The organism is Streptomyces sp. 2P-4 (assembly GCF_030167965.1).
Lineage (GTDB): Bacteria > Actinomycetota > Actinomycetes > Streptomycetales > Streptomycetaceae > Streptomyces > Streptomyces globosus_A.
In genome coordinates this window covers 6,189,225-6,213,397 of the sequence record NZ_CP095011.1, presented here as the reverse complement: position 1 = coordinate 6,213,397, position 24,173 = coordinate 6,189,225, and the positions used below count along the sequence as shown (strand labels likewise).

The following is a 24,173-nucleotide window of genomic DNA, read 5'->3' as shown; positions in this document are numbered from 1 at the left end:
GCGCGGCCCCCGTCAGGCGGCGCGGCCGCGGGAGCGGATCCGCCGTGACAGGGCCAGGCCGAGCCCGCCGGCGGCGAGCACGAGGAGCACGTACTCCGGCAGCGGGCCGAGGCGGGTGGCGGGCGTCTCCGTGGAGCGCAGCGGGATCTCGGCGACGAGCGCGTCCGCGGTGAACATCTCCGTCTGCCGGACGACCCTGCCGTCGGGGCGGATGACGGCGCTGACGCCGCTGGTGACGGGGACGAGGACGGTCCGGCTGTGCTCGACGGCCCGGACGCGGTCCATGGCCAGCTGCTGGTAGGTCATCTGGGTGCGGCCGAAGGTGGCGTTGTTGCTCGGCACGGCGATGACCTGGGCACCGGCCCGGACGGTGGAGCGGACGGCGTCGTCGAAGGCGGCCTCGTAGCAGGTGACCATGCCGACGCGGCTCCCGGCCATGTCGAAGACGCCGGGCTCCTTGCCGGGGCCGAAGTCGCGGCTCACCCGGTCCACGTCCTTGCTGAACAGGCGCACCACGGACCGCATGGGGATCCGCTCGCCGAAGGGCTGGATCTTGCGCTTGTCGTAGGTGTCGGTGGGGCCCTTCTCGGGGTCCCAGCGGATCACCGTGTTGCGGAGCGGTCCCGTCTCGGGGGCCAGGACGGCGCCGATCGAGACGGGCACGCCGACGGCCTTCACCGCGTTGTCGATGACGCGGTAGGCGTCCGGCTGGGTGAAGGGGTCGATGTCGGAGGAGTTCTCCGGCCAGACCACGAAGTCGGGCCGGGGGGTCTTGCCCGCACGGGCCTCCTCGGCGAGCTGGAGGGTCCGGTTGGCGTGGTTGTCGAGGACGGCGCGGCGCTGGGCGTTGAAGTCGAACCCGGCGCGCGGGACGTTTCCCTGGATGACGGCGGCCACCGCCGTGCCGTCCTCGGCGGCGGAGGAGACGAGGGGGCGGGCCGCGAGGGCCGCTCCGAGGGGGGCCGCGACGGCGAGTGCGGCGATGGCGGCGGCGGCCGGGCGCGGCCTCTCGCGGGCGGCGAGCAGGGCGGCGTACAGGCCGAAGCCGCACAGGGCGGTGGCGAAGGACAGCAGCGGGGTGCCGCCGACGGCGGCGAGGGGCAGGAGGATGCCGTCCGCCTGCCCGAAGGCGAGCTTGCCCCAGGGGAAGCCGCCGAAGGGGGCGCGGGCCCGCAGCGCCTCGCCGGCGGTCCAGACGGCGGCCGCCCACAGCGGCCAGGCGGGCAGCCGGCCGACGAGGGCGATGCCGGTGGCGGTGAGGGCGATCATGAGGGCTTCGAGGGTGGCCAGGGCGATCCACGGGACCGGGCCGACGCCCTGGCTGGTCCACACGAGCAGCGGCAGCAGGAAGCCCAGGCCGTGGAGGAGGCCGAGCCCGGACGCGGCACGGGCCCGGCGGCCGCGCAGGCAGCCGGCGAGCACGGCGAGGGCGACGGGCGCCAGCCACCACAGGGGCCGCGGCGGGAAGCTCAGGTAGAGCAGTGCACCGGAGCCGGCGGCGAGGAGGGCGCGGACCGCGGCGGCCCTCCGCCCGGACTGCTCGGCGCCCGCGGGCCGCGCGGAAGGGGAACCGGCACCGGCGACGGCTTCCGCTCCGGCGGTTCGGGGCTCTCGGGTGACACTGCTGCTCATCTGGCGGAGTGTACGCGGCCGGTCCGCCGGGGCGGGCTCGGGCGGGTCGGGCGGCGTGCTCAGCGGGTGTGCGTCCGCAGGTGGGTGTCGATCACGCGGACCGCGTTCTCGGCGTCGTCGACGGTGACGGTGAAGAGCCTGCCGTCGCCGAGGTGGAGCGCGAGGCCCTCGCCGCGGCGCACGATGACGGCGGTGCCCTTCTGGGGCCGCCAGCGGTGGCCCCAGCCGCCCCACTGCTGCGGGGTGATGTGGGGCAGGTACTCGGCGCGGGTGACCTCGGCGAGGCGGACGGTGCGGCGCGGCAGGCCGATGTGGCCGCAGCGGACCTCCAGGGCCTCGGCGTCGATGGTGACGGCCACGTACACGAAGGCGAGGGTGCCGTACAGGATCAGCAGGCCGACGGCGATGCAGCCGACGACGGCCATGAGCAGCGCCACGGTGCCCGCGCCCCACGAGGAGGCGACGGCCAGCTGGATGCCGAGCGCCAGGGATGCGGCGCCGGCGAGGGCCAGCAGCCACTGGGCGCGGTTCGAGGCCCGGCCCGTCCAGAGCGGACCAGGGGGGTGACCCGTCATGGGCAGCAGCGTACTCACGTTCCGCAGGTGCGGCACCGCCTCGCGTCCGCGCCTGTCCGGGGAGGGTCTCGGTCTCGAACGCCGGACGCTGTCCGGAACGGGCCCGGAGCGGGCCGTCAGCCGGGCAGGAGCCCGACCGGCGCGTCGCGGAGGGCAGGGCGGCGGGCGGTCGCGAACCGGTGCAGCGTGCGGGAGCCGGACGCCACGCGCCGGGCAGTGCGGCGGCGCTCGCGGTCGTACGCGCGCACGGCCGCGGGCAGCCCGGCCCGCCCGTGGGCGGCTGCGGCCGGCCGAGCGCCTCGCGCCGGGGCAGGGCGGCACAGGCGTCCTGCCCCCGGGTGGGGCGCCATGGCGGGGCCGCCGCCGGCCCGGTCCGGCGGTGAGGGCGTCGGCCGGGCAGGGGGTCGGCGTCGCCTGTCGGGGCGCTCGGCCACCCGGTCGGCGCCGACTGCGCCCCGCACGGCCCGCCTGCTGCGCGCGGCCTGCTTGCCGTCCGAGCCCCGCGCACCCCCGCGCCCTCACCCTTGCGAGGGACGGCGCGCTCTGGCACCTCCTCTCCACGGCCCCGGCCGCACCGGCCGCCGCCGGGCTGGACGATCTGGACGCGTTCGCCCGCGGCGTGCTGGACTGTGCCTGCCCCGACCTGCACGAGGAGGCCCCTTGACGACCCGTCTCGACCGCGCCGCGGGCGCAGTGCTGGGCTCCGCCGTCGGCGACGCGCTCGGCGCGCCCTACGAGTTCGGGCCCGCCGGGGAACTCGACGCCCGCGGGTCGGAGATGCGCGGGGGCGGCGGCTGGGACCCCGGCGAGGCCACCGACGACACGCAGATGGCCGTCCTCGTCGGCGAGTCCCTCCTCGACCACGGCGGGCTCGAACTCCCCGACGTCTTCGACCGGTTCCGGCGCTGGGCGGCCGCCGGGCCGAAGGACATCGGGCTCCAGACGGAACAGGTGCTCACCGGCGGCGACCCGTGGGACCTCGCCGCGGCACTGCACTTCCAGGTGAACGCGCGGGCGGCCGGCAACGGCTCCCTCATGCGGGCGTCGACCTCGGCGGTGTTCTTCGCGGCGGCCGGGCAGGAGGCCACCATGGACGCGGCCCGGCGCCTGGCCGCCCTGACCCACGGCGACCCTGCGGCCTGGGAGGGCACGGCCCTCCTCCACGAACTCGTCCGCGCGGCGCTCGACGGGGCAGACCCGCTGGAGCGGCTGCCGCAGGCGCTGGCGGCGGTCGCCCCGGAGCAGCGCGAACGCTACGCCCGCGTCCTCGCCCCGGACTGGCACCCCGGCCTCGCCACCGAGTTCAACGGCGCCGTGTGGCCCTGCCTGGGCTCGGCGGTATGGGCCCTGCGGACGACCACCGGCTTCGCGGAGGCCGTACGGGCCGCGGTGAACCTGGGCGGGGACACGGACACGGTGGCCGCGGTCACGGGCACCCTGGCCGGCGCCCGCTACGGCCGGGCGGCGATCCCCCCGGAGTGGACCACGCCCCTGCACGTACCGCTCCCCGGCTCCGGCGGCCGCGTCCTGGACGCCCGGTCCCTGGACGACCTCGCGGCCCGGCTGGCCGGGGCGGCGTAGGGCGGCGGACCGCACCGCCGCCCGCGGGGTCAGCGGCCGCCGACGGCGGCGCCCTCACCGGCCAGCAGCCGCCCTTCGGCGTATGCGAGCGCGGCGGCGGACAGGGCGCCCTCGCTGCCGCTGAGCAGCACGGTCAGGGTGCCGGTGGCGGGAGCGCCCGGGTCGGGGGCGGCGCCGATCCGGCGCAGCGCCTGGACGGCGACCGGCTCGGCGGAACCGTGGTAGACGAGGCCGGCCCCGCCGGTCCGCTCGGCCAGCGCCGCCCGTACGGCGGGTTCGACGAGCTCGTAGTGGGTGCAGCCGAGGACGACGTCGGTGACGTCGGCCGGGGTGAGGGCAGCGGCAGCCGCGACGGCGGCCGACACGGCATCGGCGTCGCCCGCCTCGACGGCGTCGGCGAGCCCCGGGCAGGGCACCTCGGTGACGTGCGCCCCGGCCGCGAAGTCGCGGATCAGGCCGCGCTGGTACGGGCTGCCGGTCGTGGCGGGGGTGGCCCAGATGGCGACGCGCCCGCCTGCCGCGGCGGCGGGCTTGATCGCGGGCACGGTCCCGATGACGGGAATCGCCGGCTCCAGCTCGGCCCGGATGGCGGGGAGGGCATGGACCGTGGCGGTGTTGCAGGCGATGATCAACGCGTCCGGCCGCAGCGCGGCGGCGGCACGCGCGACACCGAGCGCCCGCCCGGCCAGGTCGGCGGGGGTCCGCGGCCCCCAGGGCATGCCGTCGGGGTCGGAGGACAGGACCAGGTCGGCGTCCGGCCGCTGCCGCCGCATCGCGGCGGCAGCCGCGAGGAGGCCGATTCCGGAGTCCATGAGGGCGATCTTCACCTGGTCACCTTAATCGACGCACCCCTCCGGGCCGCCCCGACGGGCCCCCGCTGTGTGCCGCGGCACACCCGCCGGACCAGGTCCTGCCGCCCCGGGGGCGCCGGCTCCGCCCCCGGTGTCCGGCCCCGTGCACCGCAAGGCGGAGGAGCGCCCGCGTGCCGGGCGAACGCAGGGTCGCCTGACCGCGCGCGGCGAGGTGCGGCACAGGACGCCGCGGTCCCGGCGCCCCGGGGAGAGGGCCTGGGCAGCCGCTTCCAAGGTGCATGGCTGCGCCGCCCGGGGCGGCTCCGCGCCGTCGGGTGGCGCGCCGGCGGGGTGCGGGACATGCCGCGCAGGGTTCGGCACACTGCGGCCCATGGGCCTTTTCGGTGCTGCCTGCGTCTCCCTCGCCGCCTGGTTGTGGCTCACCTTCGCGCAGGGGATGTTCTGGCGGACCGACGTCCGCCTGCCGCCGCGTTCCGCCCCGGCGCGCTGGCCCTCCGTGGCCGTCGTCGTCCCCGCGCGGGACGAGGCCGGGGTGCTGCCGCTCAGCCTGCCCTCGCTGCTCGCGCAGGACTACCCGGGCGAAGCCCGGATCGTCCTCGTCGACGACGGCAGTACCGACGGCACCGCCGACCTGGCCCGCCGCCTCGCGCGCGGGCACCCCGGGCTGCCGCTCACCGTCGTCTCGCCCGGCGAGCCCGGCCCCGGCTGGACGGGCAAGCTGTGGGCCCTGCGCCACGGCATCGCCGTCGCCCGGGCGTCCACTCCCGCCGGGCCGGACTACCTCCTCCTCACCGACGCCGACATCGCCCACGGGCCCGACAGCCTCCGCGAGCTCGTCGCCGCCGCGACCAGCGCCGGCCTGGACCTGGTCTCGCAGATGGCCCGGCTCCGGACCGCCGGGCCGTGGGAGCGGCTCGTCGTCCCCGCGTTCGTGTACTTCTTCGCGCAGCTCTACCCCTTCCGCCGGATCAACCGCCCGGGCGGGCGGACCGCCGCCGCGGCCGGGGGCTGCGTACTCCTGCGGACGGAGGCGGCTGTACGGGCGGGCGTGCCGGACGCGATCCGGCACGCCGTCATCGACGACGTCTCCCTCGCCCGGGCCGTCCGGGATTCCGGCGGCCGGATCTGGCTGGGGCTCGCGGAGCGCGTGGCCAGCGTGCGCCCGTATCCGGGGCTGGCCGACCTGTGGCGGATGGTGTCGCGCAGCGCGTACGCCCAGCTCCGCCACCAACCGCTGCTGCTGGCCGGGACGGTGGCCGGGCTCGTGCTCGTCTACCTCGTCCCGCCGGCGGCGCTCCTGGCGGGCCTGGCCGGCGGCCGCCCGGCCACGGCGTGGGCCGGGGGCCTGGCCTGGCTTCTGATGGCGGGCACGTACCTGCCGATGCTGCGGTACTACCGGCAGCCGGCCGTGCTGGCGCCGCTGCTGCCGTTCACCGCGCTGCTGTACCTGCTGATGACGGTCGATTCAGCGGTGCAGCACCACCGGGGGCGCGGCGCCGCGTGGAAGGGGCGGACGTACGCCCGCCCCAGCGACGCATGAAACGGAAATATCGCCCCCCGGGCGATGTCATCCGGGGCCACGGGGTGGTGACGCTGCGTCAGCGGCAAGTCGGTGCAACACCCAACCGGCGAGTACGAGTCGGAGCAAGCCGGGGCGGAAGTGGCGAATCGTGCACGTGAAGGTCAAGTGAAAGCTGGGGCACTGACCTGGGAATATGCAGGTCAGCGCGGGGTTCGTCACGCCTCGCTATGGACCCCGTGAAGCCGTGGGCTTAACTTATGACCCATGACCTCCCCCCGCTCCACTTATGGCGGCGGCTACTACTCCGCGCCCTCCTTCCCGGACACCCCCATCTACGACTCGCTCGTGGCGGAACGCGGGACTCCGCAGATCGCCCCGATCCGGGTTCCGGCCGCCTACGACACGCCGGGCGCCGGCTATGCGAGCGGTGGAAACCTCCCGGCCCTCTCCTCCTCGCTGCCGGCTCTGCCGGCCGCCCTCCCGCCCGCCGCACCGCAGCAGCAGACGGGCGGATACGGGTACCCGTACCAGGGGCAGGCGGCGCCCGCGCCCATGCCCCTGCAGAGCGCGCCCGCGCCGTACATCCCGCAGCAGCAGCCCGCCGCAGCCCGCCCCGGGTACATGCAGCAGGCCCAGCCGCAGCCGCCGCGGCCGGCCGCCGCGGGCACCGGGTACGAGGCGATGCGCCCGGCCGCGCCGCGCCCCGTGCAGGTTCCGGTTCCGACTCCGGCACCCGCCGCGGGCGCCCCGTACCAGGACCCGTACGGCCGCCCCTACCAGGGGCGCGGCTACTGACCGCCCGAGCGGGCGGAACGCTCCCGGCCCGGGCGTCCTGACAGTCCCGCCGGCGCCCGCTGGGGCGCAGGCGGGTCGCCTGGCAGGATGCACCCATGGCGAACCCGTACGTGCACTCGCTCCACGTCCATCCCGTGAAGTCGGTGGCGGGGACCGCTCCCGCCGAGGCGGCCGTGGAGCCCTGGGGGCTGTCCGGCGACCGGCGCTGGGCGCTGGTCGACACGTCGGGCACGGTCATCACGCAACGCGGGCAGCCTCGCCTGGCGCTGGCGGCCGCGCGCCCGCTGGCCGGGGGCGCGGTCGCACTGTCGGCGCCGGGCATGGCGGAGCTGGTCGTGGAGGTACCCGAGCCCGGGCCGCTGGAGCCGGTGGTGCTCTTCGGCAAGAAGGTCGAGACGGTGGTGGCCGCGGGCGCCGCCGCGGACTGGTTCAGCGCCTGGCTGGGCGTCCCGGTGCGGCTCGTGCACCTGGACGACCCGGCCGTGCGCCGGCCCGTGGACCCCGAGTACGCCCTGCCCGGGGAGACCGTCAGCCTCGCCGACGGCTACCCCGTGCTGCTCGCCTCGCTGGCGTCGCTGGACGCGCTCAACTCGCTGATCGCGCAGGGCGGGCACCCCGAGGAGGGGCCGCTGCCGATGAACCGGTTCCGGCCCAACCTCGTCGTCGCGGGCGCGGGGCCGTGGGCCGAGGACGGCTGGCAGCGGATCGCGGTCGGCGAGGCGGTCTTCCGCGTGGCCCGCGAGTGCGGCAGATGCATCGTCACGACGACCGACCAGGCGACGGCGGAGCGCGGCAGGGAGCCGCTCAGGACGCTCGGCACGTACCGCAGGATCGGGAAGTCCCTCGCGTTCGGGCGGCAGCTGGTGCCGGTCCGGACGGGCACGGTGCGGGTGGGGGACGAGGTGCGCGTCCTGGGCTGAGGCAGGCGCCGCCGCCCCGTCGGCCTGCGCTGCCACGTCCGCGGCCGCACGGCGGCGGATCGCCGTCGGAATGACACCTTCGAGGGGCTCTGCCGCCGGTTCGGAACCGACCGCGGCCGGCCGCCCGTTGGATCAGTCGGAACGTGTCGCACGACCGCGGGGGACCGTGCAGCGGCTCGCGCGGCACACCTCCCAGCGCCCGGAATGCGCGTCTCCGGGGCGTGCGGGAGGCTTGGACGGCCGACAGGCGGAGGCAAGGGGGTGCCGGACCGTGTGGACAGCGGCAGGGGTGTGGCGTTGGCGGCGCAATCCGCTGCGCCGGCCCACTGATCTCGTCGAGGCATGGGTGGCGTTCGCCGCGGTGGTGTGCGTCCTGCTGGTCGCACCGGCCGTGGGCTGCGCCGCCGGCCTCCGGGTGGACGACCGGCTGCAACAGGCAGCGCGGGAGCAGCAGCAGGAGAGATTCCTCGTGCCGGCGGTGGTGGTGCGGCCCGCCGAGGAGGGCCCCGGGCGCGCGGGCGCCGACGCGAACCCGCAGCACCACAGCCCCCGGCGCACCCAGGTGGTGGCGGAGTGGACCGCGCCGGACGGCAGCAGCCACCGGGGCACCGTCCCCGCGGCCGAGGAACCGCCGCAGGCCGGCGACCGGTTCCGGATATGGACGGACGCCGGGGGCAGGCTGGTGGGGCGGCCGCTCGACGCGGCGTCCGCGGCGGCGCACGCGGCGGTCGTCGGCCTCGCGGCCGCCGCCGGGGTGGCCCTGCTGGCCGACACGGGCCGCCGGCTCGTCGTCCGCCGGCTGGTACACCGGCGCCACGCGCTGCTGGACCGTGCCTGGGCGGAGACCGGGCCGGACTGGGGCCGGGCGGGTGCGGGAAGTTGACCTGGCCTCCCGGCGGCTCCCCGCGCGCTACGGTGGGGCCGGACCCCGGTTGCCGTCGGCCGCTCCCACCGCCGAGGGCGGTCGCGGAGGCGGTTCCGGTCGGTTCGACAGCGCGAGAACGAGGGCGGGGGCACGACAGCACCATGGCACAGGGCACGGTCCAGCTGACGCACGGCGGTTCCTCGCGGTGGCGGCGCCGCTCCGGCGAGTACCCGACGCTGTCCGCGGCGCTCGCCGCCGCGGGCGACGGGGACGTGCTGACGGTCGCGCCCGGCACCTACCGGGAGAACCTGGTGCTGCACCACGCCGTGACGCTCCGCGGGGTCGAGGGCGCCGCCGGGTCGGTGCGCATCGCCCCGCCGGACGGGATCGCGCTGACCGTGCGGGCGTCGGCCGTGGTCCGTGACCTGACCGTGGAGGGGCAGGACAGGGCCGCGCCCGCGCTCCTGGTGGAGGAGGGCACGCCGGAGCTGACCGACCTGCGTGTGGCCACGGAGTCGGCGGCCGGCATCGAGGTCCGCGGCAGGGGCCGGCCGGTGGTGCGGCGGTGCACCGTGGAGAACCCGTCCGGGGTCGGGGTCGCCGTACTGGACGGCGGCGGAGGGGTGTTCGAGGAGTGCGAGGTCGCCGCCTCCGGACAGGCCGGGGTCTCCGTCCGCTCCGGCGGGCACCCGCGCCTGGAGCGGTGCCGGGTCCACCACGCGGGAGGCGCCGGCATCGCGGTCACCGGGGAGGGCTCGGGACTGGAGGCGCTGGGCTGCGAGGTGTACGAGACCAACGGGACGGGCGTGCAGGTCGCCGCACGGGCGGCGGCCCGGCTCACCGACTGCACGGTCCACCGCACCTCGGCCGACGGGGTCACCCTCGACACGGACGCCGTGCTCACCCTCTCCGGGTGCGACATCCACGACGTCCCGGAGAACGCGGTGGACCTGCGCTCCCGGTCGGTGCTCACCCTCACCCGCACGAGTGTGCGCCGCTTCGGCCGCAACGGCCTGTCCGTGTGGGACCCCGGCACCCGCGCCGAGGCGGACTCCTGCGAGATCCACGACAGCACGGGCGACTACCCGGCCGTGTGGATCAGCGACGGGGCGGGCGCCTCGCTGACGGACTGCCGGGTGCACGACGTGCCGGACGCGGTGTTCGTCCTGGACCGCGGCTCACGCGCGGACGTCGTCGACAGCGACCTGTCGCAGGTCCGCAACACCGCCGTCTCCGTCAGCGACGGGGCCACCGCGCGGGTCCGGGACTGCCGTATCCGCGAGGCCGCAACAGGCGCCTGGTTCCGCGACCACGGCAGCGGAGGCACCCTCGCCGACTGCACGATCGACGCCGTGCAGACCGGGGTCATCGTCACCAAGGGCGCCGATCCCGCGGTCGAGCGGTGCACTGTGTCCTCCCCCGCCGAGTCCGGGTTCTACGTCTCCGCCGGCGGGCGGGGCAGCTTCCGGTCCTGCCGGGTGACCGGCAGCGCCGGCTTCGGGTTCCACGTCCTCGACGGCTGCCGCGCCCACCTGGCGGGCTGCCACACCGAGCGGTGCGCCCGCGGGGGCTACGAGTTCGCCGAGGACGGGCCCGTCGCCGAGGACTGCACCGCCGACGGAACCCCCTCCCGGCACGCCGGGCACCCCGGGGCAGGCGGCGCAGCCGGGGAGCGGGCCCCGGCCCGCGCGGTCCCCGCCCCGGCCGGCGCGGCGAGCCCCCCGCTGCCCGGAGCCCGGCCCGCGCCCGCCCCGGTGCCGGAGCCGGGGGGCGCGGAGGCGGTCGCGCCGCAGGGCGGGTCCGCCGCCGTGCTGGAGCGGCTCGAAGGGCTGGTCGGCCTGGACAGCGTCAAGCGGGAGGTGCGCGCGCTCACCGACATGATCGAGGTCGGGCGGCGCCGGCAGCAGGCCGGGCTGAAGGCCGCCTCGGCCCGGCGGCACCTCGTCTTCACCGGCTCGCCCGGTACCGGGAAGACCACGGTGGCCCGCCTGTACGGGGAGATCCTCGCCTCCCTCGGCGTCCTGGAGCGCGGGCACCTCGTCGAGGTCTCGCGCGTGGACCTCGTCGGCGAGCACATCGGGTCCACCGCGATCCGCACCCAGGAGGCGTTCGAGCGGGCGCGCGGCGGCGTCCTGTTCATCGACGAGGCGTACGCGCTGGCACCGGAGGACTCCGGCCGGGACTTCGGGCGGGAGGCGATCGACACGCTCGTGAAGCTGATGGAGGACCACCGCGACGCGGTCGTGGTGATCGTCGCCGGGTACACGGCCGAGATGGAGCGGTTCCTGACCGTCAACCCGGGCGTCGCCTCCCGGTTCTCCCGGACCATCAGCTTCGCCGACTACGGGCCGGAGGATCTGCTGCGGATCGTGGAGCAGCAGGCCGACGAGCACGAGTACCGGCTCGGGGAGGGCACCGCCGAGGCACTGCTGGCGTACTTCGCGGAGCTGCCGAAGGGGCCGGCGTTCGGCAACGGGCGCACGGCCCGGCAGACGTTCGAGTCGATGGTCGAGCGGCACGCCGGCCGGGTGGCGCAGCTCGCCGACCCGGGGACGGACGAGCTCACCCTGCTGTTCCCGGAGGATCTCCCGGCTCTGCCCGCTCCCTGCTGAGCCGCGGGGCGGGCAGCCCCGTGCCGGCGCCGGTCCCGGGGGCGGCGGGCGCGGCTCCGGGCCGGGCGCCGTCCGCGCCGCAGTGGTCGTCGGGGAGCGGCCGGGGGCCGGAGAGCCGGGCGAGCAGGGCGTCGCGTTCGGCGGCGAACGCCGGATCGTCCTGGTACTCGAAGTGGCCGAGGACGGGCGCGGGCAGCGGCTGCTCCGCGGTCCGCCCGTACGCGACGGGGTCGGGCAGCGGCCCCCGGTCCACGGCCGGGCCCGCGCCGGGGACGACCGGGCCCCCGATGGGGTCGGTGGCGCGCCACAGGTTGCGCCAGCAGTCGACGTCCCGGTGCAGGGACAGCAGCGGGCCGCTCCCGAAGTACGCGGGGAACCAGCGGCCGTACAGCCGGCGCAGCGGCGAGCCGTACGTGAGGAGGGCGACGCGGTGGCGCACGTGCGGCGGGAGCTGCCAGACGGCGGCAGCCGCGAGGACGCTGCCCTGGGAGTGGCCGGAGATGACGAGGCGTCCGCCGGTGCGGCCGGTCCAGGCCGTCATCCGCCACGTCAGGTCGGGGACGGCCCGCTCGGCGTAGCAGGGCGGCGCAAAGGGGTGGGCGGCGCGCGGCCAGAACGTGCCGACGTCCCACAGCACGCCGACGGTGCGGCGGGCGGCCGGGTCGCGGTAGGCGCGCCGCCCCCAGGTGACGAAGAGCAGGAAGCCGAGGCCGACCAGCCACGACCCGGCGTCCTGGGCGGCGCGCGCGGCGGCCTCCAGTAGCGGATGCGCCCCGCGGGCGGCCTCGCCGGGCACCTCGCCGGTCAGCCAGGCCCCGGCGAGGGCTCCGGCACCGAGCAGCAGGGTGATCCCGGAGAGGGCGGCGGCGAAGCGGGGCGCGGAGTCGGTGAGGGCGGCGGCGGTGCGGGCGCCGGCGATGCGGCGGCTGCGGTCGCGGTCCGGGACGGACCCCGGGTACTCGGCGGCGACCCCGGCGGCGATCCGGCGGCGCGTGCGGGCCGCCCCGGCGGCGTGGAGCCCGGCCAGGCAGGCCAGGGCGAGGAGGACCGGCGGCAGGACGGCGGCCTGCCAGGACAGCAGGACGGGCGGCTCGGCCGGCGCCTCCTCTCCAAGCCAGTCGGCGAAGCGCCCGGCGACCCCGCCGGACATGACGCCGCCGAGGGCGCAGGCGAGCACGGCGACGGCCGGCCCGCCGAGCCCGCGCAGCGCGGTCGCCGGGTCGGGGGCCCGCCGGTACAGGCTCCGGGCGACGGCGGCGAGCGCGACGATGCAGCAGCCCTGGCCCAGCATCAGCAGGCCGAAGGCGAAGTCGCCGGGCAGGCGGCCCGAGGAGGTCCATCCGGGGCGCGACCAGCAGGCGTACACCAGGACGGCGCCGAGGAGGGCGAGCGCGGCGCCGGGCAGCAGGGTCGTCGCGGCCCGGTCGAGCCGGTGGTCGGCCCGGGCTTCGGTGCGGCCGCGCCGGCAGACGACCCAGGCGACCGCGGCGGCCCCGGCGACGAGCAGCGCCTCCAGGGCCCAGCCGACGGATTCCAGGACGGCGGCGCCCGCGGCGGCGTCGCGGCGGGCGACCGGGACGGCGACGGCGGCGGCGACGGTGAGCAGTCCGGCCGCGGTGTGGGCCGCGCGGAGCCGGGCCACGATGCGGCGGCCGTACCAGAACCCGGGCCGGCCGAGGGCGGGAGCGCCGGAGGCGCCGGTTCCGTTCTCGTGGCCGGCGGGCGGGGTCTGGGATTCGTAAGCGCTCCACGTGCGGTTCGACAGGAACCACAGGAGCCCGGTCAGGGCCGCCGGGACGAGGGCGGCGAGGGCGAGGCGCCGCCCTGGCTGGCCCCACCAGCGGCCGGGTTCGGCGAAGTGCAGCCACCAGCGGGAGCGGGTGCAGGGGTGCGAGCCGGCGCACTGCCAGGCGAGCAGGTCCAGCGCGACCTCGCAGGCGGCCGCGATCAGCAGCAGCGTCAGGCTGAGGGCGATGATGCGGACGAGCAGCCCGTACGTGCGGACCGCGCGCGGCTGCGGGGCGCCGTCGGGCACGGCGGGGCGGGCCCAGTGCGCGAGGTTGACCACCATGAAGGGCAGGAGCAGCAGCCACAGGGCGCGCGAGCCGTTGCCCGAGGTGAGGCGGGACCAGCAGTACGCCTCCACGACGGGCCGGCCGGCGTACCGCTCGGGGTGCGCCTCGGCCTCGGCGTCGGCGGTGCGGCGGAACACGGCGGCCGTGGCGTCGCCGGTGACGCGGACGGTGCGCGGGTCGTCGAGGAGCTTCTCCGGGGCGGCGCCGTGGACGCCGTGGACCCGGAGTTCGAGGGCCAACGGCCTCGGGGAGGCCCGGCGTTCTGGAGCGAGGGGGTGGGGGATGTCCGGCACGGGCGGCCTCCGCTCGCGGGGCGGGAGTCAGCGCGGCCTCCAGCATCCCGCGCACCGGGCCCGCCGCCTAGCCCCTGTACGGGGGACACCGGCGGGCCCCGACACCCCTGTCCCACGGCGCTGCTGAGTTCCCGTCAGGCGCAGCACACGGCCGGCTGCCCGCGTCCTGCCGCTCGCGGGCCGGGGTCAGGCGCCCGGTTCGCGCCAGGTGCCGGTCGCCAGGAGCGTCTCGATGGTCTCGGCGTACGGTGCGAGGTCGAGGCTTTGGGCGGCGACCCAGTCGTCGGAGTAGTACTTGTCCAGGTAGCGGTCGCCGGGGTCGCACAGCAGGGTGACCACACTGCCCGTCCGGCCCTCGGCCACCATCTCCGCGACGATCTTCAGGGCGCTCCAGAGGCCCGTGCCGGTCGAACCGCCGGCCTTGCGGCCGATGGCCCGCTCCAGGGCGCGGCAGGCGGCGACGCTCGCCGCGTCGGGCACCTTCATCATCCGGTCGATGGCACCGGGCACGAAGCTGGGCTCCATCCGCGGCCTGCCGATGCCCTCGATGCGGGAGCCGCAGTCGCTGGTCGCGCCGGGGTCGTCCGCCGTCCAGCCGTCGAAGAAGCAGGAGTTCTCCGGGTCGGGGACGCAGACGCGCGTGTCGTGCTGCATGTAGTGCACGTAGCGGGCGATGGTCGCCGAGGTGCCCCCGGTGCCGGCCGTCGCGACGATCCACGCGGGCTCCGGGTAGCGCTCCAGGCGCAGTTGCTGGTAGATCGACTCGGCGATGTTGTTGTTGCCGCGCCAGTCGGTGGCCCGCTCCGCGTACGTGAACTGGTCCATGTAGTGGCCGCCGGTGCGGGCCGCGAGGTCCGCCGACTCCTCGTACATCTTCATCGGGTCGTCGACGAAGTGGCAGGCGCCGCCGTGGAATTCGATCAGGCGGCACTTCTCGGGGCTGGTTGTGCGGGGCATGACGGCGATGAACGGGACGCCGATCAGCTTCGCGAAGTACGCCTCGGAGACGGCGGTCGAGCCGGAGGAGGCCTCGATGACGGGCCGTCCGGGGCGGATCCAGCCGTTGCAGAGGGCGTAGAGGAACAGCGAGCGCGCGAGGCGGTGCTTGAGGGAGCCGGTCGGGTGCGTGGACTCGTCCTTGAGGTAGAGGTCGATGCCCCATTCCTCGGGGAGCGGGAAGCGCAGCAGGTGGGTGTCGGCGGAGCGGTTGGCGTCCGCCTGCACCTTGCGGACGGCGTCTTTCAGCCAGGCGCGGTACTCCGTGTCGCTGCGGTCGACGTCCGCGGTCGTGGCCGCGGGCGCCGCCGCGGCCGGCGTGGCGGAGGTACGGGTGGTGCTCATGCGCCTTGCTCCTTCGTGCGTTGCTTCGCCCCCTGCTTTCGCAATGTACCTCCGCCACCTGCACAAACAGTCACTTTGGGTATCTACCTGGTTCGCTTTCGGTCGCATTCGGTTGCACTCCCGCGCACCGTGGGTGACCCTGGTGGAGCATTACTGAGGGTGCAGCACCCGTAACACTCATGTCGGGGAGTCGCAGCCGTGATCAGTCACTCACGCAGGCACTGCGTCGTCGAACTGCAGGCCCTGCCCGCCCGGATCGGACAGATCCGGAGGATCGTCTCGGCGCAATTGCGCCACTGGCAGCTGGATCCACTCATAGACCGGGCTGCGCTCGGCGTGACGGAGCTCCTGAGCAACGTCCACCGCCACGCGCAGCCCGACAAGACCTGCACGGTGGAGATCGAGCTGCGGCTCGGACGGCTCACGGTCTCCGTGTACGACAGTGATCCGCGGCTCCCGGTCCTGCGGACGGCCGCCGCGAGACCGCCGGGCCCGGATGCACCGCCGGCCCTGGACGTCCCCGGTCCGCTGGACCCCCTGGACGCCCTGGAGACCTGCGGGCGCGGCCTCGCCCTCGTCGAAGCGCTCAGCGAGGCCTGGGGCGCCCGGCCGCAGGAGGGCGGCGCCGGCAAGGTCGTCTGGTTCTCGCTCCGCGCAGCGCCCGCGGCGCCGGCCCGCCCGCGCCCCTCCCGGGTCCGAGCCAAGCCCGTACGGGAACCCGCACCGGCCGTGGTCCTCACCGCGGACACGCGGCCCGTGCCGACCGGTCTGTCGGTGGCCGCCTCCACGCTGATCGGCCCGGGGTAGGGCTCCCGCCGCGGCGCCGCGCGAGCGGCGCCGCCGGGCCGGCCGGCCCCGCATCGCCCGGCCCTGCGGCGTAGGGCAGCAGGCGTCAGTCGGCAGGCGTCAGGCGGCGGTGCCCAGCGTGCCCAGGGGGTCGTCAAGGACCGGCTGCCACGCCAGCTCGGCCGCGCCGACCAGGCTGTTGTGGTCCAGCGTGCACGGCAGGATCGGCACTCCCCCGCTGCGCCCCCACAGGCTGCGGTCCGCGACGACCGCGCGCAGCCGCTCGGGGTCCGCGTACAGCAGCTCCCGGTGCAGGCCGCCCAGGATGATCCGGTCCGGGTTGAGGATGTTCACCAGGCCCGCGAGGCCCAGGCCGAGCCGGTCGATGAGCTCCTCGGCGGCCGCGCGCACCGGGGGCTCCCCGTACCCGTCGCGCAGTAGGTCGCGGGCCTGCTGGAGCAGTGACACCTCCGGGCCCGGGGTGCGGCCGGCCGCCGTGAGGAACGCCAGCGGGTCCGCCTCCACGTCCAGGCAGCCGCGGCCGCCGCAGTGGCAGGCCCGGCCCTCCGGGTTCACCGTGAGGTGGCCGACCTCCAGCGCCAGGCCGGAACTCCCGCTGTGCAGGCGGCCGTCCAGCACCAGTGCCCCGCCCACGCCCCGGTGCCCGGTCGCCACGCACAGCAGGTGCTGGGCGCCGCGGCCCGCGCCGTGCCGGTGCTCGGCGAGCGCGGCGAGGTTGACGTCGTTCCCGGCGAGGGCCGGGCCGTCGATGCCGGCGTCCTTCACGCACCGCTCGAAGATCGCCCGCACCGGGGAGCCCGCCGGCCAGGCCAGGTGGAGCGGGTTCAGCGCCGTCCCGTCCGGTTCGGCGACCGCCGAGGGGACCGCGAGGCCCGCCCCGATGCAGCGCCGGCCGGTCTCGGCCAGCAGCCCGGCGCCCGCGCCGACGACCGCGCCCAGGACCTGCGCGGGATCCTCCGACACCGTGAGCTTGCCGGGTGCGGTGGCGACGATCCGCCCGCCCAGGCCGACGAGCGCGGCCCGGAAGCCGTCCGGGTGCACCTGCGCGGCCAGCGCGACGGGCCCGTTCTCGTCGATGGCGAGACGGTGCGAGGGGCGGCCCTGCGCACCGCCCGCGCCCGGCCGGGAGTCGACCCGGATCAGGCCGAGGGCCTCCAGTTCGGCCGCGACCGCGCCCGCGGTGGCCCGGGTCACGCCGAGTTCGGCGGTCAGGACGGCCCTGGTCGGGGCCCGGCCGGTGTGGACGAGCTCCAGCGCCGGGCCGAGGGCTCCCCGCCCCCGCTCCAGCCTGGTCCGCGCGGATGCCGCGGACCCGCTGTTCGCATCCCCCGCCCGCGGCGGGGCGCCGTTGCCGTTCATGACAGCGATCCTCGCATGATCGGCGGAGTGTGCGGACCGCCGCTCATCCGCGCGGCAGGTCGAGCCCGCCCACCCGGAGCGTGACGTTCAGCCGTCCGGTCAGCCCGAGCTCCGGCGGGGCGGTGCCCGGATGGACCTTCGGCACGCCGTGGTAGGCGAGCCGGGCGGGGCCGCCGAAGACGAACAGGTCGCCGCTGCGGAGCAGCACGTCCCGGTACGGCCGCCCCCTGGAGGCGGCGCTGCCGAAGCGGAAGACGCAGGTGTCGCCGAGGCTGAGGGAGACCACGGGCGCGGCGGACCGCTCGTCGGCGTCGCGGTGCATGCCCATGTGGGAGTCGCCGTCGTAGAAGTTGACGAGGGCGATGTCGTACGGGGCTTCGCCGGCGGCCGGCGGCGCGGTGCCGTACGCGGCGCCGACGGCCTCGCGCCCCAGCTCGGCCAGCCATGCGGGCATCGGCTTGACCGGTGCACCGTCGCCGTCGACCGCGGTGCGGGCGTATCCGTACGGGTACCAGTGCAGGCCCAGGCACACCTGCCGGGCGGTCATCGTCCCGCCGCCCGGGGTGCGGACGGTGCGCAGTCCGGCGGGCGGCCGCGCCCATGTGCGGCAGGCGGCGAGCAGGCTGCGCTGGCGCTCGGGGCCGAGCCAGTCCGGCACGTGCACGGCGCCGGGGGCGATCTCGGTCCGCTCGCGCGGGAAGAGTTCCCCGTTCATGCCCCCATTGTCGCGGGGCTGCTGGAAGACTGCCCGTATGAAGATCACCGAATTCGTGGAGACCCTCGACTGCGAGGGGGCCCTGCTCGCCGACCTGGCGGATCGCGCGGGGACGGACGCCCTGGTTCCGACCTGCCCGGGGTGGCGGATCGGCGACCTGCTGCGGCACACGGGGGCCGTACACCGCTGGGCCGCCTCCTGCGTCGCCGAGGGGGCGGTGGAGCCGGTCCCGTTCCCCGCCGCGCCGGAGCCGGCCGGCGCGGAGCTGCCGGGCTGGTTCCGCGAGGGGCACGCGGCCCTGGTGCGGACGCTGGCGGAGGCGCCGGCCGACGTCGAGTGCTGGACCTTCCTCCCGACGGCGCCGTCCTCGCCGCTGGAGTTCTGGGCGCGCCGGCAGGCCCACGAGACGGCCGTGCACCGCATGGACGCCGAATCGGCCCTGGGCGCGTCCTTCACCCCGGTGGCGGCGGAGTTCGCCGAGGACGGTGTGGACGAGCTGCTGACCGGCTTCCACGCCCGGCCGCGCAGCCGGGTCCGCACCACGGACCCGCGCGTCCTGCGGATCCGCGCCGCCGACACGGGCATGGTGTGGACGGTCCACCTCTCGCAGGAGCCGCCGCGCACGGTCCGCGGCGACGAGGGCACCGCCGACTGCGACGTGGTGGGCGAGGCCTCCTGGCTGTACGCGGCCCTGTGGAACCGCCTGCCGCTGAACGGGCCGGGCGTCACGGGCGACGCGTCGCTGGCCCGCCTGTGGACCGAGACGGCCGGTATCTGACAGGGCCTCCTCCGCAGGGCCCTGGTTGTGGCCGCACGGCGGGTGCGGGGAGACTGTGCGGATGACTCAGCGAACCATGCGGCGCAGCCAGGCGGAGCGCGACGCCGTCACCGTCGAGATCGGGTACGCGTTCGTCAGCGCGTGCTTCGCGGCGGCCCTGGTGTTCGGGGCGGTCTTCGGACCCGCCCTGGCATTCGACCTGTCCGGCGCGTTCGAGCGCGGCCTCGCCGTGGCCGGCGGCGCCCTGGCCGCGGCGGTGTTCCTGCTGCGGGTGGCGCACGTGCTGTGGCGCTTCGGCCGCCGCCCCGGCGGCGGCCGCGCTCCGCACGGCGGGAGGTGAGCGGCGCCCTCCGGCCTGCGACGGACGCGGCGCCCCGGTGCCGTCGTACGGCGCCCGGTGCCCGGCGGGACGGCCGGCCCGCCGCCGGGGCGCGGCGGGCCGGCGGCGGGTGCTACGCGCCCGGCCGGTTCTGGCGGGCGTCCACGAGGGTGAGGGCCCGGCGGGCCAGCGGGTGGCTGCGGACCAGCTCGGCCAGCGTTGTCGAGCCCCTGGTGATCCGGGCGAACGCCCGCCATGCCGGGGCGAAGCCGGTCATCACCGCGTGCAGCAGCCCCGGCCTGGCCTCGAACGCCGTCAGCATCCGCCGGCCGACGCCCATCTCCACGCCCAGCCCGGACTTGACGGCGAAGGCGTAGTTCAGCGCCTGCCGCCGCGCGTCCACGGCGTCCTGCGCCTCGGCGATCTTCGCCGCCCACTCCCCCGCGAGGCGGCCGGAGCGGAGCGCGAAGGAGATGCCCTCGCGGGTCCACGGCTCCAGCAGCCCGGCCGCGTCGCCCGCGACGAGGACCCGGCCGCGCGACAGCGGCGAGTCGGGCTTCCGGCAGCGCGTCAGGTGCCCGGAGGAGACGGCCGGTTCGAAGCCGGACAGGCCGAGGCGGGCGATGAAGTCCTCCAGGTACCGCTTGGTGGCCGCCCCGTCGCCCTTCGCGGAGATGACGCCGACCGTCAGGGTGTCGCCCTTGGGGAAGACCCAGCCGTAACTGCCGGGCAGCGGACCCCAGTCGATGAGCACCCTGCCCTTCCAGTCCTCGGCGACCGTGGGCGGGACCGGGATCTCCGCCTCCAGGCCCAGGTCGACCTGCTCCACCTCGACGCCGACGTGCGCGCCGATCCGGCTGGCGCTGCCGTCCGCGCCGACGACCGCCCGCGCGAGGAGGGTCTCGCCGTCCGCGAGGACCACCGCGACCGTGCGCCGGTCCGGGACGGCCGCGCCGTGCTGCTCGACCCGGGCGACCGCCGTGCCCGTGCGGACCTCAGCGCCCGCCTTCTCCGCCTCGGCGACCAGGGCCGCGTCGAACTCGGGCCGGTTGACCATCCCGAACAGCATGCGCCTGGAGCGGCGGGTGCGGGCCAGCCTGCCGTTCAGGGAGAAGGTGACCGCGTGGATCCGGTCCTTCAGCGGCAGTGCGAAGCCGGGCGGGAGCGCGTCCCGGGAGGGGCCGATGATGCCGCCGCCGCACGTCTTGTAGCGGGGCAGCTCTGCCTTCTCCAACAGCAGCACGCGGCAGCCCGCGACCGCCGCCGCACGGGCGGCCGAGGCGCCGGCCGGGCCCGCCCCGACCACGACCACGTCCCAGACCTCGCCGGTCCCCCCGGCCACCCTGTCCCCCGCCCCCTCCGCGGCCTGCCCTGCGTTTGCGTCCTGTACGTCGTCGCTGCTCACGATGTGCCGATGCTCCTGATCATGCGTTGCTCCGATGCCGGGGAAATCCTACGGCGCGCCTCCCGCCCGTCCTGCTGTGCGAGGATCGGAGCGACCTGCGCCTACCCCGGCAGCCGCCCACCAAGCGGGTGCCGGAGGCGTACAAGCAGAACAACGTCGCACCCAAGAGGAGCGTGCCCATGACCCCGAATCCGATCGCCGCGACGGTCGCCTCGCTGATGCCCCGCGCCAAGCAGGAGCTGACCGAGCTGGTGGCCTTCCGGTCGGTGGCGGACTGGGCCCAGTTCCCGCGGAGCGAGAGCGAGGGCGCGGCCGCCTGGGTCGCCGACGCGCTGCGCGCGGAAGGCTTCCGGGACGTGGCCCTCCTCGACACGCCAGACGGGACGCAGTCCGTGTACGGGTACCTGCCCGGCCCGGAGGGCGCCCCGACCGTCCTGCTGTACGCCCACTACGACGTGCAGCCGCCGCTGGACGACGCCGCCTGGATCTCCCCCGCCTTCGAGCTGACCGAGCGGGACGGCCGCTGGTACGGGCGCGGCGCCGCCGACTGCAAGGGCGGGTTCATCATGCACCTGCTGGCGCTGCGCGCGCTGAAGGCCAACGGCGGCGTCCCCGTGAACGTGAAGGTGATCGTCGAGGGCTCGGAGGAGCAGGGCACCGGCGGCCTCCAGCAGTACGCCGAGGCCCACCCGGAGCTCCTGGCCGCCGACACGGTCGTCATCGGCGACGCGGGCAACTTCCGCCTCGGCCTGCCCACGGTGACGGCGACCCTGCGCGGCATGTGCCTGGTGAAGGTGAAGATCGACACACTGGGCGGCAACCTGCACTCCGGCATGTTCGGCGGTGTCGCCCCGGACGCACTGGCCGCCCTGATCCGGCTGCTGGACTCGCTGCGCGCGGAGGACGGTTCGACCACCGTCGACGGCCTCGCCGCAGACGCGGTGTGGGAGGGCCTGCAGTACCCGGAGGCGGACTTCCGGGCGGACGCGAAGGTCCTGGACGGCGTCGGCCTGATCGGCGAGGGCACGATCGCCGACCGGCTGTGGGCCCGCCCGGCCGTCACCGTCCTCGGCATCGACTGCCCGCCGGTCCTCGGCGCCACGCCGTCGGTGCACGCGAGCGCCGGAGCCCTGATCAGCCTGCGCGTCCCGCCGGGCGTGGACACGGCGGAGGCCATCAAGCTGCTGGAGGCCCACCTGGTGGCGCACACCCCGTGGGGCGCGCGCCTGGAGGTGGAGGTCGTCGGCCAGGGCCAGCCGTTCCAGGCGGACACCTCCAGCCCCGCGTACGCGTCGATGGCGGCGGCCATGGAGATCGCCTACCCCGGCCAGGAGATGCAGGTCAGCGGCATGGGCGGATCGATTCCGCTGTGCAACACGCTGACCTCGCTGTACCCGGACGCGGAGATGCTGCTCATCGGGCTGAGCGAGCCGGAGGCGCAGATCCACGCGGTGAACGAGAGCGTCTCCCCGGAGGAGCTGGAACGGCTGTCGGTCGCCGAGGCGCACTTCCTCGTCAACTACGCGGCGTCCAAGCGCGCCTGACGCACGTACGGCCCCTGCGGGCCCGGTGCGCCGGCCGGCGTACCGGGCCCGCAGGCGCGGAGGGGCCGGCTCCGCACAGTGCGCTGCGGGCGGACTCCGCTCCCGGTGAAAGGCGTTCCGGCCGGCGGGCGGCCGCCCTACGGTCGGACCCGTGGACTTCGTCGAGATACTTCCCGGGCGGCTGCACCTGCTCCGCTTCCCGATCGGCCAGGCGTACCTGTGGCAGGACGCCGACGGCTCGCTGACCCTCGTGGACGCCGGCCACGCCGGCCGCGCCGCGGACGTGGAAGGGGCCCTGCGCTCACTCGGGCGGGATCCGGAGCGGCTGGAGCGGATCGTCCTGACGCACTGCCACCGCGACCACGTGGGCGCGGCGGAGGAGCTTGCCGGGCGCTGGGGCGCCCGGGTGGCGGCACACCGCCTGGACGCGCCGGTGATCCGCGGCGAGCGGCCCGTCCCGGAGCCGGTGCTGCTCGACTGGGAGGTGCCGCTGTACCGGCACGGGCTGGCGGTCCCCGAAGCGCCGCCGACCCGGGTCGACCGGGAGGTGGAGGACGGGGACGTGCTCCCGTTCGGCGGCGGCGCCGTCGTGGTGCACGCCCCCGGCCACACGCCCGGCAGCATCGGCGTCCACCTGCCGGAGTACGGGGTGCTGTTCACGGGCGACTGCGTCGCCGCGGTGGAGCGGGTGATGCCCGGCGTGTTCAACACCGACCGCGGGCAGGCGCTGGCCTCCTTCCGGCGCCTGGCCGCGCTGGAGCCGGCCGTGGCCTGCTTCGGGCACGGGGACCCGCTGACCCGGAACACCGCGGCCGCCCTCCTGGCCGCGGCGGCCGCAGAACCCGTCCTGCCCTGAGGCCCGCCACCGGCCGCCGGAGTCTGTCCGGCGGATCACGGCCGGGCGGGCCGCGGCGTCCGGTGCGGTGCACCGCGAGGCGCCGTGCCGGACGCCGCGGACGCGGCCCCGGACTCGCCCTACGGCGTGGGGCGGCCGGCCTCCAGGTACAGCGGGCGGCCGCGCTCGCGGGCCCTCAGCGCCCAGCGCAGCCGTTCGTAGCGGACCGGCGGCAGGAGTCGCGCCGCCTCGGTCTCCGTGACGAACCGCCAGGCCCGCAGCTCCGGCCCCGGCAGCCGCAGCCGGGCCGCCTCCGCGGCAGCGAGCCTGCCGCCGTCGAACAGCAGCCGCAGGCCGCCGTATGCGGGGGGCGCCGGCGGCTCCCAGTCCACGACGAGCAGCCCCGGCATCCCGGCGAGTTCGACGCCGAGCTCCTCCGCCACCTCGCGGACGCCCGCGCACGCGGGCGCCTCGCCCGGCTCCACCACTCCCCCCGGGAACTCCCAGCCCGCCTTGTACGTCGGATCCACCAGCAGGACCCGGTCCGCGTCGTCGAAGAGGAGCACCCCGGAGGCGACCGTCTCCCGCGTCGGCTCCGGCGTCTGGACGATGTCGCAGACGCCGGCCGCCTCGGTGCGGACGGCCTCGGCGATCTTCTCGGCCGTCTCGCGCACGCTGAGCGCGCCGTTGTCGACGACGTGGGCGTCGCCCTTGAGCCAGTCGAGCGCCTGCTGGTAGGCGGGGATGTGGTCGTACGCCCACTGCCGCACCCGGAGGTCGGCCGCGGCCGTGTCCCCGGGCTCCTCACGGGTGGCGATCCTTCGGCGCAGGATCGTTTCCTCAGGGGCCAGGAGCACGTGCCGCACCGTGATCCGGCGGGCTGCCAGCCCGCCGAAGATCTCGTCCCGGTACTCCTGGCGCAGCAGCGTCATCGGAACGACGAGCACACCGCCCGCCTCGGCCAGGAGCGCCGCCGCGGTCTCCACGACCAGGCGCCGCCAGCCGGGCAGGTCCTGGTAGTCCGCCACCTCCGCGCGGCGTTCGGGCGGCAGCAGCCGGAGCAGCCCCTCCCCGACGCGCTCGGGGTCGAACAGGGTGCTGCCCGGCAGGAGGCCGATCAGTTCGCGGGCCGTGCTGGTCTTCCCGGCGCCGAATGTGCCGTTGATCCAGACAATCACGTCTACCCCTTTTCCCCTTGGCTCGTCCGGAGCCCCCAGTGGCCTGCCCGCACCACCCTGCCACGGAAACCCGGGGGCACCGGGAGGCTTGTCCCCGGGACCGCGGCGCGCACCGCCGGCGGGGCCGCCGAGCCATCAGACCGCCGCGGGCCCCCGGAGGCCGGGTTCCGCGCCGCAGATCCTCCGCACGCACGAACACCGCGGGCCCGG

The 24,173-nt window shown here is 76.5% G+C and carries 20 protein-coding genes; 11 read left to right on the top strand and 9 right to left on the bottom strand.

Going from position 1 to position 24,173, the window contains the following annotated elements; genetic code table 11:
- Positions 1–12: 12 nt before the first annotated feature.
- Positions 13–1,632 carry an apolipoprotein N-acyltransferase gene (gene lnt, locus MUK52_RS27710; protein ID WP_114056408.1) on the bottom strand — a complete coding sequence of 540 codons (1,620 nt, stop codon included), beginning with the start codon at positions 1,630–1,632 and terminating at the stop codon, positions 13–15.
- Positions 1,633–1,691: 59 nt separating this feature from the next.
- The gene (locus MUK52_RS27705; protein ID WP_114058775.1) at positions 1,692–2,207 is read right to left on the bottom strand and encodes a hypothetical protein; all 516 of its coding nucleotides are present in this window, start codon (positions 2,205–2,207) and stop codon (positions 1,692–1,694) included.
- 660 nt (positions 2,208–2,867) lie between these two features.
- Between MUK52_RS27705 and MUK52_RS27700 the strand changes: the two genes are divergently transcribed.
- Positions 2,868–3,788, top strand: coding sequence for an ADP-ribosylglycohydrolase family protein (locus MUK52_RS27700; RefSeq protein WP_246042616.1), 921 nt, complete (start codon positions 2,868–2,870; stop codon positions 3,786–3,788).
- A 29-nt stretch (positions 3,789–3,817) separates the two neighbouring features.
- Here the strand turns inward: MUK52_RS27700 and MUK52_RS27695 are convergent, their stop codons facing one another.
- Positions 3,818–4,615, bottom strand: coding sequence for a glutamate racemase (locus tag MUK52_RS27695; protein ID WP_162793265.1), 798 nt, complete (start codon positions 4,613–4,615; stop codon positions 3,818–3,820).
- Positions 4,616–4,970: 355 nt separating this feature from the next.
- On the opposite strand from MUK52_RS27695, the gene MUK52_RS27690 reads away from it, so the two are divergent.
- From MUK52_RS27690 to MUK52_RS27670, 5 genes are all read left to right on the top strand, one after another.
- A complete protein-coding gene (locus MUK52_RS27690; protein WP_114056410.1) occupies positions 4,971–6,140 on the top strand; it encodes a glycosyltransferase in 1,170 nt (389 codons plus the stop codon).
- A 246-nt stretch (positions 6,141–6,386) separates the two neighbouring features.
- Positions 6,387–6,917 carry a DUF6643 family protein gene (locus MUK52_RS27685; protein WP_114056411.1) on the top strand — a complete coding sequence of 177 codons (531 nt, stop codon included), beginning with the start codon at positions 6,387–6,389 and terminating at the stop codon, positions 6,915–6,917.
- Between the two features lie 95 nt (positions 6,918–7,012).
- On the top strand, positions 7,013–7,837 hold the full coding sequence (locus tag MUK52_RS27680) for an MOSC domain-containing protein (RefSeq protein WP_284581013.1): 825 nt from the start codon (positions 7,013–7,015) through the stop codon (positions 7,835–7,837).
- A 271-nt stretch (positions 7,838–8,108) separates the two neighbouring features.
- A complete protein-coding gene (locus MUK52_RS27675) occupies positions 8,109–8,720 on the top strand; it encodes an Rv1733c family protein (protein ID WP_284581011.1) in 612 nt (203 codons plus the stop codon).
- A 143-nt stretch (positions 8,721–8,863) separates the two neighbouring features.
- Positions 8,864–11,314, top strand: coding sequence for a right-handed parallel beta-helix repeat-containing protein (locus MUK52_RS27670; RefSeq protein WP_284581009.1), 2,451 nt, complete (start codon positions 8,864–8,866; stop codon positions 11,312–11,314).
- On the opposite strand, the gene MUK52_RS27665 is transcribed toward MUK52_RS27670, so the two are convergent.
- Together MUK52_RS27665 and cds1 are read right to left on the bottom strand one after the other, a co-directional pair.
- Positions 11,265–13,673, bottom strand: coding sequence for a hypothetical protein (locus tag MUK52_RS27665; protein WP_502963635.1), 2,409 nt, complete (start codon positions 13,671–13,673; stop codon positions 11,265–11,267). The genes MUK52_RS27670 and MUK52_RS27665 overlap by 50 nt on opposite strands.
- Positions 13,674–13,868: 195 nt before the next feature.
- Positions 13,869–15,023, bottom strand: a complete 1,155-nt coding sequence (gene cds1 / locus MUK52_RS27660) for an L-cysteine desulfhydrase Cds1 (protein WP_114056416.1) — start codon at positions 15,021–15,023, stop codon at positions 13,869–13,871.
- 198 nt (positions 15,024–15,221) lie between these two features.
- Between cds1 and MUK52_RS27655 the strand changes: the two genes are divergently transcribed.
- Entirely contained in the window at positions 15,222–15,830 is a 609-nt protein-coding gene (locus MUK52_RS27655) for an ATP-binding protein (protein ID WP_114056417.1), read from the top strand.
- 99 nt (positions 15,831–15,929) lie between these two features.
- On the opposite strand, the gene MUK52_RS27650 is transcribed toward MUK52_RS27655, so the two are convergent.
- A complete protein-coding gene (locus MUK52_RS27650) occupies positions 15,930–17,189 on the bottom strand; it encodes an ROK family protein (protein ID WP_114056418.1) in 1,260 nt (419 codons plus the stop codon).
- 43 nt (positions 17,190–17,232) lie between these two features.
- Positions 17,233–17,904, bottom strand: coding sequence for an alpha-ketoglutarate-dependent dioxygenase AlkB family protein (locus MUK52_RS27645; protein ID WP_284581001.1), 672 nt, complete (start codon positions 17,902–17,904; stop codon positions 17,233–17,235).
- Positions 17,905–17,941: 37 nt separating this feature from the next.
- Here MUK52_RS27645 and MUK52_RS27640 point away from each other — a divergent pair, with 37 nt between their 5' ends.
- Together MUK52_RS27640 and MUK52_RS27635 are read left to right on the top strand one after the other, a co-directional pair.
- Positions 17,942–18,682 (top strand): maleylpyruvate isomerase family mycothiol-dependent enzyme, encoded by a 741-nt coding sequence (locus MUK52_RS27640; protein ID WP_114056420.1) that lies wholly within the window; start codon positions 17,942–17,944, stop codon positions 18,680–18,682.
- Between the two features lie 61 nt (positions 18,683–18,743).
- Positions 18,744–19,022, top strand: coding sequence for a DUF6332 family protein (locus tag MUK52_RS27635; protein ID WP_114056421.1), 279 nt, complete (start codon positions 18,744–18,746; stop codon positions 19,020–19,022).
- Positions 19,023–19,134: 112 nt separating this feature from the next.
- Here MUK52_RS27635 and MUK52_RS27630 read toward each other — a convergent pair whose 3' ends face one another.
- Positions 19,135–20,343, bottom strand: a complete 1,209-nt coding sequence (locus MUK52_RS27630; RefSeq protein ID WP_246042847.1) for a geranylgeranyl reductase family protein — start codon at positions 20,341–20,343, stop codon at positions 19,135–19,137.
- A 242-nt stretch (positions 20,344–20,585) separates the two neighbouring features.
- On the opposite strand from MUK52_RS27630, the gene MUK52_RS27625 reads away from it, so the two are divergent.
- Both MUK52_RS27625 and MUK52_RS27620 read left to right on the top strand, forming a co-directional pair.
- Positions 20,586–21,950: a dipeptidase gene (locus MUK52_RS27625; RefSeq protein WP_114056423.1), complete on the top strand. Its 1,365-nt coding sequence runs from the start codon at positions 20,586–20,588 to the stop codon at positions 21,948–21,950.
- 151 nt (positions 21,951–22,101) lie between these two features.
- Positions 22,102–22,806 carry an MBL fold metallo-hydrolase gene (locus MUK52_RS27620; protein ID WP_284580996.1) on the top strand — a complete coding sequence of 235 codons (705 nt, stop codon included), beginning with the start codon at positions 22,102–22,104 and terminating at the stop codon, positions 22,804–22,806.
- 119 nt (positions 22,807–22,925) lie between these two features.
- On the opposite strand, the gene MUK52_RS27615 is transcribed toward MUK52_RS27620, so the two are convergent.
- Positions 22,926–23,963 carry an NUDIX hydrolase gene (locus MUK52_RS27615; RefSeq protein WP_114056425.1) on the bottom strand — a complete coding sequence of 346 codons (1,038 nt, stop codon included), beginning with the start codon at positions 23,961–23,963 and terminating at the stop codon, positions 22,926–22,928.
- Positions 23,964–24,173 lie beyond the last annotated feature (210 nt).

Bases quoted from the DNA above. Each gene is read 5' to 3' on its own strand.
- lnt (WP_114056408.1), bottom strand. From the start codon at position 1,632: ATGAGCAGCAGTGTCACCCGAGAGCCCCGAACCGCCGGAGCGGAAGCC.
- MUK52_RS27705 (WP_114058775.1), bottom strand. From the start codon at position 2,207: ATGACGGGTCACCCCCCTGGTCCGCTCTGGACGGGCCGGGCCTCGAAC.
- MUK52_RS27690 (WP_114056410.1), top strand. From the start codon at position 4,971: ATGGGCCTTTTCGGTGCTGCCTGCGTCTCCCTCGCCGCCTGGTTGTGG.
- MUK52_RS27685 (WP_114056411.1), top strand. From the start codon at position 6,387: ATGACCTCCCCCCGCTCCACTTATGGCGGCGGCTACTACTCCGCGCCC.
- MUK52_RS27680 (WP_284581013.1), top strand. From the start codon at position 7,013: ATGGCGAACCCGTACGTGCACTCGCTCCACGTCCATCCCGTGAAGTCG.
- MUK52_RS27670 (WP_284581009.1), top strand. From the start codon at position 8,864: ATGGCACAGGGCACGGTCCAGCTGACGCACGGCGGTTCCTCGCGGTGG.
- cds1 (WP_114056416.1), bottom strand. From the start codon at position 15,023: ATGAGCACCACCCGTACCTCCGCCACGCCGGCCGCGGCGGCGCCCGCG.
- MUK52_RS27650 (WP_114056418.1), bottom strand. From the start codon at position 17,189: ATGAACGGCAACGGCGCCCCGCCGCGGGCGGGGGATGCGAACAGCGGG.
- MUK52_RS27645 (WP_284581001.1), bottom strand. From the start codon at position 17,904: ATGAACGGGGAACTCTTCCCGCGCGAGCGGACCGAGATCGCCCCCGGC.
- MUK52_RS27640 (WP_114056420.1), top strand. From the start codon at position 17,942: ATGAAGATCACCGAATTCGTGGAGACCCTCGACTGCGAGGGGGCCCTG.
- MUK52_RS27635 (WP_114056421.1), top strand. From the start codon at position 18,744: ATGACTCAGCGAACCATGCGGCGCAGCCAGGCGGAGCGCGACGCCGTC.
- MUK52_RS27625 (WP_114056423.1), top strand. From the start codon at position 20,586: ATGACCCCGAATCCGATCGCCGCGACGGTCGCCTCGCTGATGCCCCGC.